Genomic DNA, 15,792 nt, shown 5'->3' on the forward strand with positions numbered 1-15,792 from the left:
CCCGATTCCGGAACCCATGCGCACTCGGCGAGGTTTCACCGACTCCGTGGGCGCGGGGTGGGTCCCCGGGGGCGCGAGGTGGGTCCCCGGGCGCTTCCTCAGCCGGTGCACCCCTGCTGTCCGGAGGCCAGCGTCACACACGCCTTCGCCTCGCCCGCGTCCTTCACGGCGACCATCGGCGTGTAGGCGATCGTGTCCCCGGCCTCCGTGATGCTGCCGCTCCGCTCGGTCACCTTGCCCGCGCTCACCTCGACCTTGTCGCCCTGCCCGGCCTGGGTGACCCGGCCCCAGGCGGCCCCGCAGATCTTGCTGTAGCGCACCTCGACCACGGTCGCCCCCACCGTCGCGGTCTGGGCGGTGGTCACCAGGTCCCCGCTGCACCCCATGGCCTCGGCGTCCTTCCCGGTGCACCCCTGCCCACTGCACTTCACCCCGGCGGGCAGCGAGACGCTCGCGCTGGCGGACGGCGACGGCGACTTCCCGCCCTGGTTCTTCTTGTCCCCGCCCGGGTCGGTCAGGAAGAACACGGCGGCGACCACGACCAGCACCCCGACGACCCCCGCGAGGAACATCGTCAGCCGCCGCTTGCCCCCGCCGGAACCACCGGAACCACTGGAGGCACCGGCGGCACCGGGGATTCCGGAGCCGCCGGCGGGCCGGTCCCCGGGACGCGCGTCCTGCGGTTCGTCGTCCGGCCCCGGTGTCCCCGAAGTCCCCGGAGTCCCAGGTGCCCGTCCCGGCTCCTCCGAGGAGGCCGGCGCGGCCGGGGCCGTACGCCCCGTCGCCTGCGACGGCCCCTGGTAGCCGGCCATGCCCCAGGAGTTGCTCCCCGAGGACCCGGCGCGCCGCGCCTCGGCGCTGTCGTTCTGCGAGGACATCGGCTGGGGCGGCACCGTGGGAGCGACCCCGGCCGGTCCCGCGACCCCCGGCGTCGCCGTCGCGCTGGCGCTTCTACGGGCCGTCTTGGCGCCCTTGGTGCCCTTGGCGTTCGCGGGCGGTGCCCCGAACTCGCCGAGCGCGGCCCGCGCCTGGGAGATCCGGATGGCCTCCATGGTCATGTCGTGGCGCATCTCCGAACGGCTCCAGGCGCGTTCGGCGAGCTCCCACATCGTGGTCAGGTGAACGGGATTGGTGCCGGTGACCTCGGCCAGGGCGACGATCGCGCCCTTCGGCGCGAGCAGCCGGCCGTTGAGATACCGGTCCCAGGACGTCTTGCTGTAACCCGTGCGGTCGGCGACGGCCGCGATACTCAGGCCGCTGCGGTCCACGAGCCGCCGCAGCTGGCTCGCGAACTCCCTGACCTGCGGATCCAGTTCATCCGGCAAGGCCCTCCAACGAGGCATTGCTCCCCCTCTTCCCCCCGGTCGGTGCTGGTTGTTCCCCGCTCTTCCCCCGCCCCAAGGATCTCAGCTCCTCGGGTGGGGGCGCACGGGAGCATCCGCAAGTTCGACACGTTAGCCGTGCTGTCGAACAGCTCCATATCAAATACGCAAACTTGTCGATACATCGCCACAGGTGGAACACACCGGAAATAACGGCCGCCACGGGGGTCTCTCCGGATCACCCAGACGCCACGGCACCGGCCACCCCGAGCAGCAGGACGAGGACGAGCAGCAGCGCGGCGGCCAGCAGCAGGCGGTTCATGCCGTTCGCGCGCTCGCCCGGGGGCTCGTCCCACCACGGCAGCGTGGGATCGTCCTCGTACCTCTCCCCCGTCGCGCCCTGCTCCCCCTCGGCGGTCCGCGCGGGTGTCGCCGCCGGGCGGGGCCAGGCCTGGACCGCGAGTTCCCAGCGCACAGAGAAGCGCTCGGCGTCGGTGGTGTCGAGGCCCGCGATCCGGCACAGGGCGGCGACGGCCTGGCGGGGCGGGGGCTGGGTGGCGTTGAGATAGCGGTGCCAGGAGGACTTGCTGTACGCGGTGCGGGCGCCGAGCGCGACGAGGCTGAGCCCCGTGCCGTCCTTGAGCTGCCTGAGCTGCTCCACGAAGTGCCGCACCTCCGGCGGCAGATCGTCGGGCAGCGCCTGCCAGCCACTCATCGCCCACCTCCGCGGCGTTCTCACCTGCTTCCAGGCAATTGACGACGTCAGGAGGCTGATCGGTTCCTTGCCGGGGGGTGGCTGTGGCATGTCACGCGCACCGTGCCGGAACCGTCACCGCTGTGCCACAGCGAACCGACAGCGCTTGAACAGCCTGTTCGGGGCGCGGGAGTCTTGGCCGTGACGACGGCCCGTCCCTCATCGGGGGTGGGGGCGGACCGCCGTCCCGTGTCCGCGCCGGATCAGCTGCTGCTGACCGTGAAGTGCAGGGTGTCCTTGAGGAACGGGATCTCCAGCCACGGATGCGGCTGCACCATCATCGCCAGCAGGACGATCGCCGCGCCGAGCACGCCGTAGGTGGCGATGTCGGTGAACCGGGAGCGGACGGCGAGCATGCCGACGTCCGGCAGCAGCCAGCGCAGCACGGCACCGACCAGCAGGGCGACACCGATGAGCAGCGTGCCGAGGCGGAACTGGTCGAGAGCGGTCAGCAGCAGCCCGAGCCCCACCACGGCCAGCACGGCGAGCACCGGCCACTGCCGGGCGGGCGCCGGAGCGTCCCGCGGCGCGGCGCGGCCACCGCCCTCGGGCGGCGCGGTGTCCCTGGTGAACAGCGGAAACCGCCGCGTCACCCGCCGCGGCCGCCCATCGGCATCGGGCGCACTGATCGGATCCCGCACGACGATCTCGTCCTGCGCTTCGGAATCCGGCACCGCGTCCGACGCGACAGCGGCGCCCCCGGCCTCTCCGGCGCCCGGCTCCCCGGGCTCGCCCCCTGAGGTGTGGGCCGCCTCCTGGGAGCCCCGCGCGTCGGCCGTAAGCTGCTCGGCCCCGGACGCCTCACCCACCGGCTCCTGGGCGCCCTCCAAACCCGGCTTCCGGCGCCCACGCGCCTCGGCCGGTCCGGCATCCGCGCCCGCCGTCCGCGACCCACGCGCCTCAGCCGGCTCCACACCCGGCTCCCGCGACCCGGCCGCCTCCTGGGAACCCCGCGCCGCGGTCGCCCCCGTCGTCGCTCCCCGCTTCTCGGGGCCGGGTGCCTCAGGCGACACTGCGCTCCGCCGCCTCGACCACGTTGACGAGCAGCTGGGCGCGGGTCATCGGGCCGACTCCGCCGGGGTTCGGGGAGATGAAACCGGCGACCTCGGCGACGCCGGGGTGGACGTCGCCGACGATCCTGCCCTCGGCGTTGCGGGAGACACCGACGTCGAGGACGGCGGCGCCCGGCTTCACGTCCTCGGGACGGATCAGGTGGGCGGAACCGGCGGCGGCGACGATGATGTCCGCGCGCTTGAGGTGCGAGGACAGGTCACGGGTGCCGGTGTGGCACTGGGTCACCGTGGCGTTCTCGCTGCGCCGGGTGAGCAGCAGCGGCATGGGGCGGCCGATCGTCACGCCACGGCCGACGACCACCACCTCCGCACCCTTGATCTCGACGCCGTACTGACGCAGCAAGGTCAGCACGCCGTTCGGGGTGCAGGGCAGCGGCGCCGGCTCGTTGAGGACGAGGCGGCCGAGGTTCATCGGGTGCAGCCCGTCCGCGTCCTTGTCCGGGTCCATGAGCTCCAGGATCCGGTTCTCGTCGATGCCCTTGGGCAGCGGCAGCTGGACGATGTAACCGGTGCACGCCGGGTCGTCGTTGAGCTCGCGGACGACTGCCTCGATCTCCTCCTGCGTGGCCGTCTCGGGCAGTTCACGCTGGATGGAGGCGATGCCGACCTGCGCGCAGTCGCGGTGCTTGCCGGCGACGTACTTCTGGCTGCCGGGGTCGCTCCCGACGAGGATCGTGCCGAGGCCGGGCGTGACGCCCTTGTCCTTCAGCGCCGCCACGCGGGCGGTCAGATCGGACTTGATCGCGGCTGCGGTGGCCTTGCCATCGAGAATCTGGGCGGTCATGACCCCATCCTCCCGGATGACCCGGCCCCGGTTCCAATCCGGGTTCCCCCATGGCCCCACCCAAGATCGACGAGGTTGCACTTGCACAACACATATCGAATGAGGGTGGACAACAACACACCTGCCTAGAACGATGTCTGGCGCAGTATCGCGGTTGATGTTCGGGGGGCAAACCGCTCAGACCGTGACGTTCCTCCGCGCAGTCCGCTTTCGTCCCCAGCAGGCCAACGGAGGATCACCATGAGTTTCGGCTCGCCCAACAACCCTTACGAAAAGCCGCAGAACCCGCAGAACCCCCAGCAGCCGCCGCAGCAGCCCGGTTACGGCTATCCCCAGCAGCAGCCCCCGCAGCAGCAGCCGGGCTACGGCTACCCGCAGCAGGCCCCCCAGGGTGTGCCGCCGCAGCAGGGATACCCGCAGCAGCAGGGCTATCCGCAGCAGCCCGGCTACGGCTACCCGCAGGCGCCGCAGGTCCCCGCCTCCGCTTACGGCTACCCGCAGCAGCCGGGCTACGGCGCCCAGCCCCCGTACGCGAACTGGGGCCAGCGCTTCCTGGGCACCCTGGTCGACATGCTCGTGTTCGCGGTTCCGTACGTCCTCGTCGGCGTCGGTGCGGCCAACAAGACGGCGGCTCTGGTGATCATCGGTTACCTCGCCATCATCGGCCTCGCGATCTGGCTGCTGATCATGGAGGGCCGTACCGGCCAGACGCTCGGCAAGAAGGCGCTCGGCATCCGTCTGGTGCGGGAGAGCGACGGTCAGCCCCTCGGTGTCGGCATGGCCTTCGTCCGCCGCCTCGCGCACTTCCTGGACAGCCTCGCGTGCTACCTCGGCTGGCTGTGGCCGGCCTGGGACGCCAAGCGTCAGACCTTCGCCGACAAGGTCTGCTCGTCCATCGTCATCCGCACGAACTGAGCTCTCCCCCGTTCTCCTCATACTTCTCCCCGGGGCCGTGTCACGTCGTGACACGGCCCCGGGGCGTTCCCCCGGTATGCCGGACGCTCCCCGGCGCCGGACGATAGCCTCTCCCCGTCAACTGGCGTGCCATGAGAGCACGTTGTGCAAGAAGAGGCAGGTCGGGAGCCCGTGACAGACATACCGGCGGCCGGTGACACCGCGCTGCGGCAGGCGGGCGCGGTCCCGCTGCTGCCCGCCGATCCCGGACGTATCGGCCCCTACGTCCCGCTCGGACTGCTCGGCAGCGGCGGCATGGGCCGGGTCTATCTGGCCCGGCGGGCCGACGACGCCCCGGGGCTCGCCGCCGTGAAGGTGATCCGGCCCGAGTACGCCGAAGGCCCGGACTTCCGGCGGCGGTTCGAGCGGGAGGCCGCCGTGCACGGGCGGGTCCGTACCCCGCGTGCGCCGCACCTGCTCGGCACCGGGTTCGACGAGGCGCTGCTGTGGATGGCCACCGAGTACCTGCCCGGCCTCAGCCTCGCCGAGGCCGTCCGCGAGTGCGGGTTGCCGGCGCCGGCCGTGGTGTGGCGGCTGGTGGCGGAACTCGGGGAGGCCCTGTCGGCGCTGACCGCCGCCGGGATCGTGCACCGGGACCTCAAGCCGTCCAACGTGATCCTGTCCCCCCGGGGCGCGCACGTCATCGACTTCGGCATCTCCCGCGCGGCCGACAGCAGCGCCATCACCACCACCGGCAACCGGGTCGGTACGCCCGCGTACATGGCGCCCGAGTATCTGCGCGAGGGCCGCTGCGACGCCGCCTCCGACGTCTTCTCCCTCGGCTGCACCCTCGTCTACGCCGCCACCGGGCACGCCCCCTTCGGCGACGGAACCGGTGTGGACGTCATGCACCGGGTCGCCTTCGAGGCACCCGACACCGAGATCATGGCCGAACTCGCGCAGATTGACCCGTCGTTGGCCGCGCTGCTGTCCGCCTGCCTGGCCAAGGACCCCGCCGGGCGCCCCGCCCCACGGCAGCTGATCGACGCGGCCACGGCCGCCGGGCACGGCCGCGCGTCCGACTGGCACGGCCCCCTGGCCGCCCGGCTCCGCGACCGGCAGCAGGGGTGCGCGGTGCTGGAGGGCATGCCCGTCCGGCAGTCCCCGCACTTCCGTACGCCCTTGGAGCCCGTTGTCTCGCCGGTTCCCGCTCCGGACCCCGCCGGGCCGAAGCGCAGGAGGTCCTATCTGGTCGGCGTCGCGGGCATCGCCGTAGGGGCGGTGGCCGTCAGCGCCTTCCTGCTGACCCGCCCGGGGCTCGACTCCCCGGCCGCCGCCGCCCCGACGGCCGCCCGAAGCAGCACCGCCGCGGTCGCCTCGGCCCCTCCCCCGTCCAGCGCCTCCGCCTCACCCTCCGGCAAGGACGACGGGAAGGAGAAGGACAAGAGCGAGCCGCAGACGGCCGCCCCCGAGGAGAGCAGCAGCGCACCGGACAGCACTCCGTCCGCGACGGCCATTCGGAACAGCGGCGGCACGGGCGGTGGAACCAGCACCGCCCCCACCCCCACCGCCACGGTGACCAGGACCGCCGCGGCCCCGGCCACTCCCGCCTGGATCTCCGGCTGCACCTACTACTCCGGCACCGAACTCACCGACTACGGCGACAAGGGCCAGCGGGTCGTGCAGGTGCAGTGCATGCTCACCAAGCGCGGCTACAGCGTGGGCGGTTCGGGCGTGGACGGCGAGTTCGGCAAGGACACCCGGTCCGCGGTCAAGCAGTTCCAGAGCGCGAAGGGGCTGGAGGTGGACGGGCAGGTGGGGCCCAACACATGGGCGGCGCTGCGTAGTTCGACGTAGATGTCGACCGCGGGCGCCGCCCTGTGCGGTGTTCCGTCAGTGGAAGAAGTGGCGCGTCCCCGTGAAGTACATCGTGACGCCGGCCTTCTTGGCGGCCTCGACGACGAGTTCGTCACGGACCGAGCCACCGGGCTGCACGACGGCCTTCACACCGGCCTCCAGGAGGACCTCCAGGCCGTCCGGGAACGGGAAGAAGGCGTCCGAGGCCGCGTACGAGCCCTGCGCACGCTCGGCACCGGCCCGCTCGACGGCCAGCTTCGCGGAGTCGACCCGGTTGACCTGCCCCATGCCGACGCCGACCGAGGCGCCGTCCTTGGCGAGCAGGATGGCGTTGGACTTGACGGCCCGGCAGGCCCGCCAGGCGAAGGCGAGCTCGCCGAGCTCGTCCGCGCTCAGGGCCTCGCCGGTCGCCAGGGTCCAGTTCGCCGGGTCGTCGCCCTCGGCCTGGAGGCGGTCGGTGACCTGGAGGAGCGCGCCGCCGTCGATGGGCTTGACCTCGGCGGGGTGCGCGGGCGCGGCCGGGGCCTTCAGGACGCGGATGTTCTTCTTCTTGGCGAGGGCTTCGAGGGCGCCGTCCTCGTAGTCGGGCGCGACGATGACCTCGGTGAAGATCTCGGCGACCTGCTCCGCCATCTCCTTGCTGACCGGCCGGTTGACGGCGATGACCCCGCCGAAGGCCGACAGCGGGTCACACGCGTGTGCCTTGCGGTGCGCCTCGGCGACGTCCGCGCCGACCGCGATGCCGCAGGGGTTGGCGTGCTTGATGATCGCGACGGCCGGCTCGGTGTGGTCGTACGCGGCACGGCGGGCGGCGTCCGTGTCCGTGTAGTTGTTGTACGACATCTCCTTGCCGTGCAGCTGCTCGGCCTCGGCGAGACCGACGCCGGTGCCGTCGACGTAGAGCGCGGCGGGCTGGTGCGGGTTCTCGCCGTAGCGCAGGGTGTTGCGGCGCTCCAGGGTGGCGCCCAGGAAGTCGGGGAAGAGCGACTCGTCGGCGGGGGCGTAGGAGCTGGCGAACCAGCTCGCCACCGCGATGTCGTACTCGGCGGTGTGCCGGAAGGCCTCGGCGGCGAGACGCTTGCGGGTGGTGAGGTCGAAGCCGCCGTCCTTGACCGCGGTCAGGATGTCCGCGTACCGCTCGGGGCTGGTGACGACGGCGACCGACGGGTGGTTCTTCGCGGCGGCGCGCACCATGGACGGCCCGCCGATGTCGATCTGCTCGACGCACTCGTCGGGGGTGGCACCGGAGGCGACGGTCTCGCGGAACGGGTAGAGGTTCACGACGACGAGGTCGAACGGCTCGACGCCCAGCTCCGCGAGCTGCTCGCGGTGGCTGTCCAGCCGCAGGTCGGCGAGGATGCCGGCGTGCACGCGCGGGTGCAGGGTCTTGACGCGGCCGTCCAGGCACTCGGGGAAGCCGGTGAGCTCCTCGACCTTGGTGACGGGGACGCCGGCGGCGGCGATACGGCCCGCGGTGGACCCGGTGGAGACGAGCTCGACACCGGCCTCGTGCAGTCCGCGGGCCAGCTCTTCGAGGCCGGTCTTGTCGTAGACGCTGACGAGCGCGCGACGGATGGCCCGCTTGCCGCTCTCGATGCTCTCGGCGGTCACTGGATAACTACCTTTCGTCCCTCAATGCGATAGCCGTTGCGGGCGAGCCGCCCCACGACCTCGACGAGCAGCCTTCGCTCGACTTCCTTGATGCGCTCGTGCAGAGCGCTCTCGTCGTCCTCGTCCCGGATCTCCACCACGCCCTGGGCGATGATCGGTCCGGTGTCGACGCCGTCGTCGACGAAGTGGACGGTGCAGCCGGTGACCCTGGCTCCGTACGCGAGGGCGTCGCGCACTCCGTGGGCCCCCGGAAAACTGGGCAGCAGCGCGGGGTGGGTGTTCACGAACCGCCCGCCGAAGCGCGCGAGGAACTCCTTCCCCACGATCTTCATGAACCCGGCGGACACCACGAGGTCGGGTTCGTACGCGGAGACGGCCTCGGCGAGGGCGGCGTCCCACTCCTCACGGGTCCCGAAGTCCTTGACCTTGCGGACGAAGGTGGGAATCGCGGCCCGCTCGGCCCGCGCGAGCCCCTCGATGTTCTCCCGGTCCGCCCCGACGGCCACGATCTCGGCACCGTAGGCCGCCGCGCCGGTCGTGGCGATGGCGTCCAGCAGTGCTTGGAGGTTCGTACCGGATCCGGAGACCAGCACGACCAGGCGCTGGACCGGCCTGGCCTGCTCGGCCACGGGCTTGGCGGCCACGGCGGGGCCCTTTCTCGGGGGAGCGTTTGTACGGTCGTACGAATGCTTCGAGCCCCGGGATACGGGGAAGTCTACGAAGCGGCCGAACGCCAGCAACGATACCGGCACATCGGAAGGCCCCCACGGGACGGGGGCGTGGCCGGAAGGTAGCGTCTGGGAGGGACGGTCCGGGAACGCGGGTGGTGTGCGGTGCGTTCACGGGGTGAGGCCCGCGCCGACGGGCCCGCCGAACCGTTCGATCCACGCAATCCATGCCAAGTCACATCCTTCAAGGGGAAGACGCTCACTTGATGTCGGACCGCAGCCTGCGACTCCTCACGCTCCCCCAGCAGTCGGTGCAGGGAGGGGCGCGCAGCGGCCTGCTGCTGCGGGAGCAGCCCGCCTCGCCGCCGGACGCCCCTTCCTCCAGCACGGAGAACGGCAGGAAGAACGGCGAGGGGCAGGGCGGTACGGCCGAGGACGACAACCCCTTCGCCGCCCCGCCGGAGGGCACTCCGGACCGCCCGTGGCAGCCGCGCCGCCGCCCCGAGGACTCGGACGCTGGCGAGGGTGAGGACGGCGGCCACGCCCCCTGGGGCAGCCAGTGGAGCGACCGCCAGCCGGGCCGCTCCGACGGCGGCTTCGGTGACCGCCCGGGCGCGGGTCCCGGTGGCGGTCCGGGAGGACAGGGCAGCGCGGGTCCGGGGCCGCGCTGGGACCCGACGGACCCCTCCCAGCGCCGCGCCCGCTACTCTCTGCTGTGCGGCATGTGGGCCGTCTTCTTCGTCCTCTTCGGCTGGCCGTACGTGAGCCTGCTGCTGGGCGCGCTGGCCCTGTACTGGGGCATCAGCGCGGTCCGCGCCAAGCCCCGCACCCCGGACCCCGACACCCCCGCCCCGCCCCGGTCCGCCCGCCCCCAGACCTCCGCGGCCATCAGCGGCCTGGTCACGGCCTCCCTGGCCCTGCTTTTCGTGGCGGCGAGCTTCACCGCGAGGCTGGTCTACGACGACTACTACACCTGCATGAACGACTCCCTCACCAACCAGGCCCAGCAGTCCTGCGCGGATCTGCTCCCGAAGCAACTGCGGGGCGTGCTCAGCACGAACGGCTGACGGCGGTCAGTCGGTGGGCGGAGACTTCTCGGGGGAGCCCTCCGGCGGCATGGCCGCCTCCTTCAGGAGCGCCCACCGGGACTCTTGTGAAGCCTCGTCGTACCAGGGCGTCGACGAGGACACCGACTCCGTCTGGGGTGCGCCGGGCAGGAAGTCGTAGGGCTCGTAGGAGTCGTCCCGGTCCCGGTCGGGGGGGACGTAGGTGTCGTCCTGGTCGCCGGGGGCGTCCTGCGGGCCGCTTTCCTCGGCCGGGCCGGTCACGGGAGCGGTCTTGGGAGCGGTGCCGGAAGTGGTGCCGTCGGCGCGGGTCCCGGCAGCGGTCCCGGAAATGGCCCCGGGAACGGTCCCGGAAGTGGCTCCGGCCCCGTCCGTCGCCTTGTGTCGCGACAGCGGGACCCGCACCGACGGCACCCATGGGCGCGGCCCGCCCGCCGAGAAGCCCCGCCAAGCCCGTACCGCCAGCGCCACCGGCAGCCCCGCCACCGTGATCCACCCCGCCACCGCCGCGCCGACCTGCCACCACACCGGCCCGAACCGGGCCAACGCCCCCACCCCGAGCGGTCCGCCGGCCGGCGCGGTCAGCGCGGCGACCGCCCCCGCGCACAGCACCGCGGCCCACACCACCGCGCCCGCCGTCCGCCCGCGCGACCATCCCGCGTCCGCGGCCCGCCCCACGAACCACCCCACCACGACCCCGGCCACCACCGGCACCGCCCCCGCCGCCCAGTGCGCCGGCCCCCCTGCCCCGGCCTCCGGTACCGCCGCCAAAAGCGGAAACGGCGGCAGCATCGGCGCGGGGTCCGAGGACAGCGGGCCCACGACATGCCCCGCGCCCAGCACGAACCCGGGTCCGGCGGCGTAACTCACCGCCCACACCGCGGCGTTCGGCACCAGCGCCAGACACAGCAGCACGACGGCGAACCGTCCAGACCAGCCCTCCGTCACCTGGAGGAACGACCCCCGCGTCGCGCCGCCGTGCGCCACCAGCGACACCGCCAGCAACACCGTCCCGCCCCCGACGAGCACGCAGATCCCGGCCCCCGCGGCTCGTGTCGCCGTAGAGAGCCGTGCCCGCGCCTCCGCCCCGAGGACGAGCCGCCGCGCCCCCGTGGGCAGCAGCACCAGAACCCCGTCCAGCACCTCGGCGGGACGGCCGTACGCCGTCCACACCCCTGCCCCGGCAGCGCCCATGACGACGGCCGGCAGGCACCCGCAGGTCCACGTCCAGGAGGGCCGCAGCGCCCCGCCGGACGCGTACAGGGCGACGGCCGCGCCGACGGCGAGGTACCCGAGCACGACCCCCGCCCACGCCGTCCGCGCGGACGCCTGCGGCGGCGCCTCGTCCCCGGTGGCCAGGTCCCGCGCCGCCCGGTGCACCAGCCACAACGGCAGCGCCAACAGCAGCATCGGGGTCACCCCGACGGGCGCCGGAACACCGGAGAGCGTGTCCGTCCGGATCAGCTCGGTCCCGTGCGCGAGCAGCCACAGGGCCGCGGCCACGTGCAGCGCGCCCCCGGGCCCGCTGTCGGGGTACGGCGAGCTGATCCACAGCGCGATCACGAGCACGGCGAACGTGCCGAGCCCCAGCCCGGCGGCCACCGCACCGCCCAGCAGGCCGGCGGCCAGGCCGGGCGTCCGGTCGCGCAACCGGATGAGCAGGGGCGACAACGAGGTGCGGCGAGCGGTCATCTGGATCACGCCCGCCATGGTCCCAACGACACGCGCTTTCTCGTCGTAACAGCCGAACCTCCGATGTGTCGCTCAATATACGACTATGTACTTTTTCGTACGAAGGGGTGCCCCGTGAAGCAGAGCGAGGAGCTCGCCGCCACTCCCCTGACACCGGCTCAGGCCTTCGACGCGCTCTACGGGTTCTGCGCGCCCGCGCTCGTCCGGCAGACCTATCTGCTCACCGGCCGCCGCGAACTCGCCCGCGAGTCGGTCGAACGAGCCTTCCAACTCGTCTGGCAGCGCTGGCCCGAGGTGGCGGTGGACCGGGATCCGGCGGGCTGGGCACGGGTCATGGCGTACGAGTACGCCCTCTCTCCCTGGCACCGTTTCCGCCCCCGCCACCATGGCCCCGAGACACCCGTCCCCGACCCGGCCGACCGCGCGCTGATGGCCGTACTCCTGAAGCTCCCGCCGTCACAGCGGCGCACGCTCCTGCTGTACGACGGCGTGGGCCTCGACCTTCCGGAGACGGCGGCGGAGACGGAGGCGAGTACCCCGGCGACCGCGTACCGGCTGATGAACGCGCGGTCGGTGATCGCCGCACGCCTGCCCGACCTGGCCGACCCGTCCGATCTGCACGAGCGCCTGGTCTCGCTGGCCTCCACGCAGGGGTTGCGTGCCGCGCAGCCGCCCGCGGTGCGGGCCGGGAGTGAGCGCCGGGCGCGCCTGTGGACCCGGGCGGCGATCGCGTTCACGGTGGCCCTGATCGGCACGACGGCGCTCACGCTGCGGACGGCTCCGACGCACTACGAGCCACCGGTGCCGCCGGGGGCGGAGGTTCAGGGAGTGCCGGGGAGAGTGGGGCAGGGCGCGCTGTCGGAGGAGGAGGTGGAGCTGCGGGAGAAGCTGCGGAAGTCGATGGTGAGCGGTCCGGAGAGGCTGGTACCGGTCGGTCGTTGACTGCGGCCGGCGGGGGCTGGTCGCGCAGTTCCCCGCGCCCCTTGGGCGCGTTCAGCTGAGCGAGCTTCAGGGGCGCGGGGCTGTGACATCAGCGGCTCCGCCGCGGGGCGCGACCAGCCACAACGCACCTGCACCCGCCCGACGACCCGGCCCGGCACCCCGTAACGCGCCGATGGGCCCGCCCCCGCAAGGGGAACGGACCCACCGACGTTGAGCCGACTACCTGTTCAGCCGGCCAGAATCTCGCGCGCCAGCTTCGCCGTCTCGGTCGGCGTCTTGCCGACCTTGACGCCGGCGGCCTCGAGGGCCTCCTTCTTCGCGGCGGCCGTGCCGGAGGAGCCGGAGACGATGGCGCCGGCGTGGCCCATGGTCTTGCCCTCGGGCGCGGTGAAGCCCGCGACGTAGCCGACGACCGGCTTGGTCACGTTCTCCTTGATGAAGGCCGCGGCCCGCTCCTCGGCGTCGCCACCGATCTCACCGATCATCACGATCAGGTCGGTGTCGGGGTCGGCCTCGAACGCGGCGAGCGCGTCGATGTGCGTCGTACCGATGATCGGGTCGCCACCGATGCCGACGGCGGAGGAGAAGCCGATGTCCCGCAGCTCGTACATCATCTGGTACGTCAGCGTGCCGGACTTCGAGACCAGGCCGATGCGGCCCGGCTTGGTGATGTCGCCCGGGATGATGCCGGCGTTCGACTGGCCCGGGGTGATGAGACCGGGGCAGTTCGGGCCGATGATCCGGGTCTTGTTGCCCTGCGAGACCGCGTACGCGTAGAACGCGGCGGAGTCGTGGACCGCGATGCCCTCGGTGATGACGACCGCGAGCGGGATCTCGGCGTCGATGGCCTCGACGACGGCGGCCTTCGCGAAGGCCGGCGGTACGAAGAGGACGGATACGTTCGCGCCCGTCTTCTCGATCGCCTCGGCGACCGTGCCGAAGACCGGGATCTCGTTGCCGTCGATGTCGACGGACGTGCCCGCCTTGCGGGGGTTCACACCGCCGACGATGTTCGTGCCGTCGGCCAGCATGAGCTTGGTGTGCTTCATGCCCGTGGCACCGGTCATGCCCTGGACGATGACCTTGCTGTCCTTGTTGAGGAAGATAGCCATGGCTGTGTCTGTCCCTCTTCCTTACTTCGCAGCCGCGAGCTCGGCGGCCTTGTCGGCCGCGCCGTCCATGGTGTCCACGCGCTGCACCAGCGGGTGGTTGGCGTCGGAGAGGATCTTGCGACCCAGCTCGGCGTTGTTGCCGTCGAGGCGGACGACGAGGGGCTTGGTGACGTCCTCGCCCTTGTCCGCGAGCAGCTGCAGCGCCTGCACGATGCCGTTGGCGACCTCGTCGCACGCGGTGATGCCGCCGAAGACGTTGACGAAGACCGACTTGACGTCGGGGTCGCCGAGGATGATCTCCAGGCCGTTCGCCATGACGGCCGCGGAGGCGCCGCCGCCGATGTCGAGGAAGTTGGCGGGCTTGACGCCGCCGTGGGCCTCACCGGCGTAGGCGACGACGTCCAGGGTGCTCATGACGAGACCCGCGCCGTTGCCGATGATGCCGACCTCGCCGTCGAGCTTGACGTAGTTGAGGTTCTTCTCCTTGGCGGCGGCCTCGAGCGGGTTGGCCGCGTCCTTGTCCTGGAGGGCCTCGTGTCCCGGCTGACGGAACTCGGCGTTCTCGTCGAGGGAGACCTTGCCGTCCAGGGCGATGACGTCACCGGAGGCGACCTTGGCCAGCGGGTTGACCTCGACGAGGAGGGCGTCCTCCTCGATGAAGGTCTTCCACAGGGTGACCAGGACGTTCGCGACCTTGTCGGCGACCTCGGCCGGGAACTTCGCGGCCTCGACGATCTGGCGGGCGACCTCGGGGGTCACACCCACGTTGGCGTCGATCGGCGTCTTGGCGACGGCCTCGGGGCGGGTCTCCGCCACCTCCTCGATCTCCATGCCGCCCTCGACGGACGCGATGGAGAGGAAGGTGCGGTTGGCGCGGTCCAGGAGGAAGGAGACGTAGTACTCCTCCACGATCTCCGGGGCCGTCTCGGCGATCATCACCTTGTGGACCGTGTGGCCCTTGATGTCCATGCCGAGGATGTTGGTCGCGTGCTCGACCGCCTCGTCGGCGGTCGCGGCCAGCTTCACGCCGCCGGCCTTTCCACGGCCGCCGACCTTCACCTGGGCCTTGACGACGGACTTGCCACCGAGGCGCTCGGTGGCTGCGCGGGCCGCCTCAGGCGTGTCGATGACTTCACCGGCCAGCACCGGTACATCGTGCTTGGCGAAGAGGTCCCTCGCCTGGTACTCGAACAGGTCCACGCGCTTCCGTCCCTATCAGTGATCTCGCGGTTCGTTGTCTGCGTGGGCGTGCCGCGAGGGCAACGTGACGTCCGACCGTGTCTGTCACAAGGGAGGCGCACACGGTGTCCGAGCGCGCGGCATGTCCGTCTCGCAGGTTATCGCTGCTTGCGGGAGGCCCCTAAATCGAGGGTCACACCTGAGCGGTGATACCTGTCACATGATGCCGTGCTCACTGGCACGGCGTGCCGCGTGTGAGGTCGGGGGGAGGCTTCCGGCTGGGCATGGGAAGGGCCTCACCGGGATGGGGTTGTCCCGGTGAGGCCCTCTGTGCGGCCCCTTTTCAGCCTTTCAAGGAGCCTGGGCGGTAGATCCCCACCCCAATGGGGACCTCTCCGCCCGGTCCGTGAGGTTCAGGCAGGACAGACCGACGGCTTTCGGCCGTCCGGGGCCCGTCGCCTCACGGAGTCGGTGGGGGGGGTCAGGCGCGGTGACGGAGGTCCTGCGCGTAACCCGGGGTGAGGGACTCGGCCACGCCCTGGACACCGGTGACGGCGTGCCCGGCGAGCGGTCCCGCGGTGTCCTGGAGGGTCCCGGTCAGATCGCCGCCGAAGGGACCGACCTGCCCGGCAACGGGGGCGACCTCGCCGACGACGCCGTACGCGAACGGAGTGAGGTCGCCCGTCACGCCGTGGGCCAGCGTCGCGGCACTGCCGACGACCGGTTCCACCGTCCGGGTGACGGTGCCGACGACGGGCTGAACGGCCCCGGCGACACCGTGCGCGAAGACCGGGACCTCGCCCGCGACGCCATACGCCAACGCCGTCGCACTGCCGGCCA

The 15,792-nt window shown here is 72.1% G+C and carries 13 protein-coding genes and 1 pseudogene; 4 read left to right on the plus strand and 10 right to left on the minus strand.

The window, feature by feature from the left end; translation table 11 throughout:
• Nucleotides 1-98 precede the first annotated feature (98 nt).
• The 4 genes from ACIRP7_RS08345 to ACIRP7_RS08360 all read right to left on the minus strand — a co-directional run bounded on the left by ACIRP7_RS08345 (nucleotide 99) and on the right by ACIRP7_RS08360 (nucleotide 3,933).
• Nucleotides 99-1,343 (minus strand): DUF2690 domain-containing protein, encoded by a 1,245-nt coding sequence (locus ACIRP7_RS08345; RefSeq protein ID WP_403655342.1) that lies wholly within the window; start codon nucleotides 1,341-1,343, stop codon nucleotides 99-101.
• Nucleotides 1,344-1,560: 217 nt separating this feature from the next.
• A complete protein-coding gene (locus tag ACIRP7_RS08350; RefSeq protein ID WP_403655344.1) occupies nucleotides 1,561-2,037 on the minus strand; it encodes a helix-turn-helix domain-containing protein in 477 nt (158 codons plus the stop codon).
• Nucleotides 2,038-2,279: 242 nt separating this feature from the next.
• Complete coding sequence (locus tag ACIRP7_RS08355) at nucleotides 2,280-2,750, minus strand: DUF3017 domain-containing protein (protein WP_403655938.1); 471 nt, start codon at nucleotides 2,748-2,750, stop codon at nucleotides 2,280-2,282.
• A 328-nt stretch (nucleotides 2,751-3,078) separates the two neighbouring features.
• On the minus strand, nucleotides 3,079-3,933 hold the full coding sequence (locus tag ACIRP7_RS08360; protein ID WP_403655346.1) for a bifunctional methylenetetrahydrofolate dehydrogenase/methenyltetrahydrofolate cyclohydrolase: 855 nt from the start codon (nucleotides 3,931-3,933) through the stop codon (nucleotides 3,079-3,081).
• Between the two features lie 240 nt (nucleotides 3,934-4,173).
• On the opposite strand from ACIRP7_RS08360, the gene ACIRP7_RS08365 reads away from it, so the two are divergent.
• Together ACIRP7_RS08365 and ACIRP7_RS08370 are read left to right on the plus strand one after the other, a co-directional pair.
• A complete protein-coding gene (locus tag ACIRP7_RS08365; protein ID WP_403655348.1) occupies nucleotides 4,174-4,848 on the plus strand; it encodes an RDD family protein in 675 nt (224 codons plus the stop codon).
• Nucleotides 4,849-5,019: 171 nt separating this feature from the next.
• Nucleotides 5,020-6,684: a protein kinase gene (locus ACIRP7_RS08370; RefSeq protein ID WP_403655350.1), complete on the plus strand. Its 1,665-nt coding sequence runs from the start codon at nucleotides 5,020-5,022 to the stop codon at nucleotides 6,682-6,684.
• 36 nt (nucleotides 6,685-6,720) lie between these two features.
• On the opposite strand, the gene purH is transcribed toward ACIRP7_RS08370, so the two are convergent.
• Nucleotides 6,721-8,295: a bifunctional phosphoribosylaminoimidazolecarboxamide formyltransferase/IMP cyclohydrolase gene (gene purH, locus ACIRP7_RS08375; protein ID WP_403655352.1), complete on the minus strand. Its 1,575-nt coding sequence runs from the start codon at nucleotides 8,293-8,295 to the stop codon at nucleotides 6,721-6,723.
• On the minus strand, nucleotides 8,292-8,939 hold the full coding sequence (purN, locus tag ACIRP7_RS08380; protein ID WP_403655354.1) for a phosphoribosylglycinamide formyltransferase: 648 nt from the start codon (nucleotides 8,937-8,939) through the stop codon (nucleotides 8,292-8,294). Before purN ends, purH begins: the two co-directional genes overlap by 4 nt.
• Nucleotides 8,940-9,229: 290 nt before the next feature.
• Here purN and ACIRP7_RS08385 point away from each other — a divergent pair, with 290 nt between their 5' ends.
• Nucleotides 9,230-10,030, plus strand: a complete 801-nt coding sequence (locus ACIRP7_RS08385) for a hypothetical protein (protein ID WP_403655356.1) — start codon at nucleotides 9,230-9,232, stop codon at nucleotides 10,028-10,030.
• 6 nt (nucleotides 10,031-10,036) lie between these two features.
• Here ACIRP7_RS08385 and ACIRP7_RS08390 read toward each other — a convergent pair whose 3' ends face one another.
• Nucleotides 10,037-11,737 (minus strand): DUF6350 family protein, encoded by a 1,701-nt coding sequence (locus ACIRP7_RS08390; protein WP_403655358.1) that lies wholly within the window; start codon nucleotides 11,735-11,737, stop codon nucleotides 10,037-10,039.
• A 96-nt stretch (nucleotides 11,738-11,833) separates the two neighbouring features.
• On the opposite strand from ACIRP7_RS08390, the gene ACIRP7_RS08395 reads away from it, so the two are divergent.
• A complete protein-coding gene (locus ACIRP7_RS08395) occupies nucleotides 11,834-12,661 on the plus strand; it encodes an RNA polymerase subunit sigma-70 (protein ID WP_403655360.1) in 828 nt (275 codons plus the stop codon).
• A 227-nt stretch (nucleotides 12,662-12,888) separates the two neighbouring features.
• On the opposite strand, the gene sucD is transcribed toward ACIRP7_RS08395, so the two are convergent.
• From sucD to ACIRP7_RS08410, 3 genes and pseudogenes are all read right to left on the minus strand, one after another.
• Nucleotides 12,889-13,773, minus strand: a complete 885-nt coding sequence (gene sucD, locus ACIRP7_RS08400) for a succinate--CoA ligase subunit alpha (RefSeq protein ID WP_352389142.1) — start codon at nucleotides 13,771-13,773, stop codon at nucleotides 12,889-12,891.
• Nucleotides 13,774-13,794: 21 nt separating this feature from the next.
• Nucleotides 13,795-14,973: an ADP-forming succinate--CoA ligase subunit beta gene (gene sucC / locus ACIRP7_RS08405; RefSeq protein WP_352389143.1), complete on the minus strand. Its 1,179-nt coding sequence runs from the start codon at nucleotides 14,971-14,973 to the stop codon at nucleotides 13,795-13,797.
• A 460-nt stretch (nucleotides 14,974-15,433) separates the two neighbouring features.
• A pseudogene (locus ACIRP7_RS08410) lies at nucleotides 15,434-15,792 on the minus strand (hypothetical protein); the annotation flags it as partial.

The organism is Streptomyces sp. NPDC102270 (genome assembly GCF_044766405.1).
Lineage (GTDB): Bacteria > Actinomycetota > Actinomycetes > Streptomycetales > Streptomycetaceae > Streptomyces.

What these genes read in the sequence shown, in the direction of transcription:
- ACIRP7_RS08360 (WP_403655346.1), bottom strand. Translation starts at nt 3,933, where the DNA reads ATGACCGCCCAGATTCTCGATGGCAAGGCCACCGCAGCCGCGATCAAG.
- ACIRP7_RS08365 (WP_403655348.1), top strand. Translation starts at nt 4,174, where the DNA reads ATGAGTTTCGGCTCGCCCAACAACCCTTACGAAAAGCCGCAGAACCCG.
- ACIRP7_RS08350 (WP_403655344.1), bottom strand. Translation starts at nt 2,037, where the DNA reads ATGAGTGGCTGGCAGGCGCTGCCCGACGATCTGCCGCCGGAGGTGCGG.
- ACIRP7_RS08385 (WP_403655356.1), top strand. Translation starts at nt 9,230, where the DNA reads ATGTCGGACCGCAGCCTGCGACTCCTCACGCTCCCCCAGCAGTCGGTG.
- sucD (WP_352389142.1), bottom strand. Translation starts at nt 13,773, where the DNA reads ATGGCTATCTTCCTCAACAAGGACAGCAAGGTCATCGTCCAGGGCATG.
- ACIRP7_RS08345 (WP_403655342.1), bottom strand. Translation starts at nt 1,343, where the DNA reads ATGCCTCGTTGGAGGGCCTTGCCGGATGAACTGGATCCGCAGGTCAGG.
- ACIRP7_RS08390 (WP_403655358.1), bottom strand. Translation starts at nt 11,737, where the DNA reads ATGGCGGGCGTGATCCAGATGACCGCTCGCCGCACCTCGTTGTCGCCC.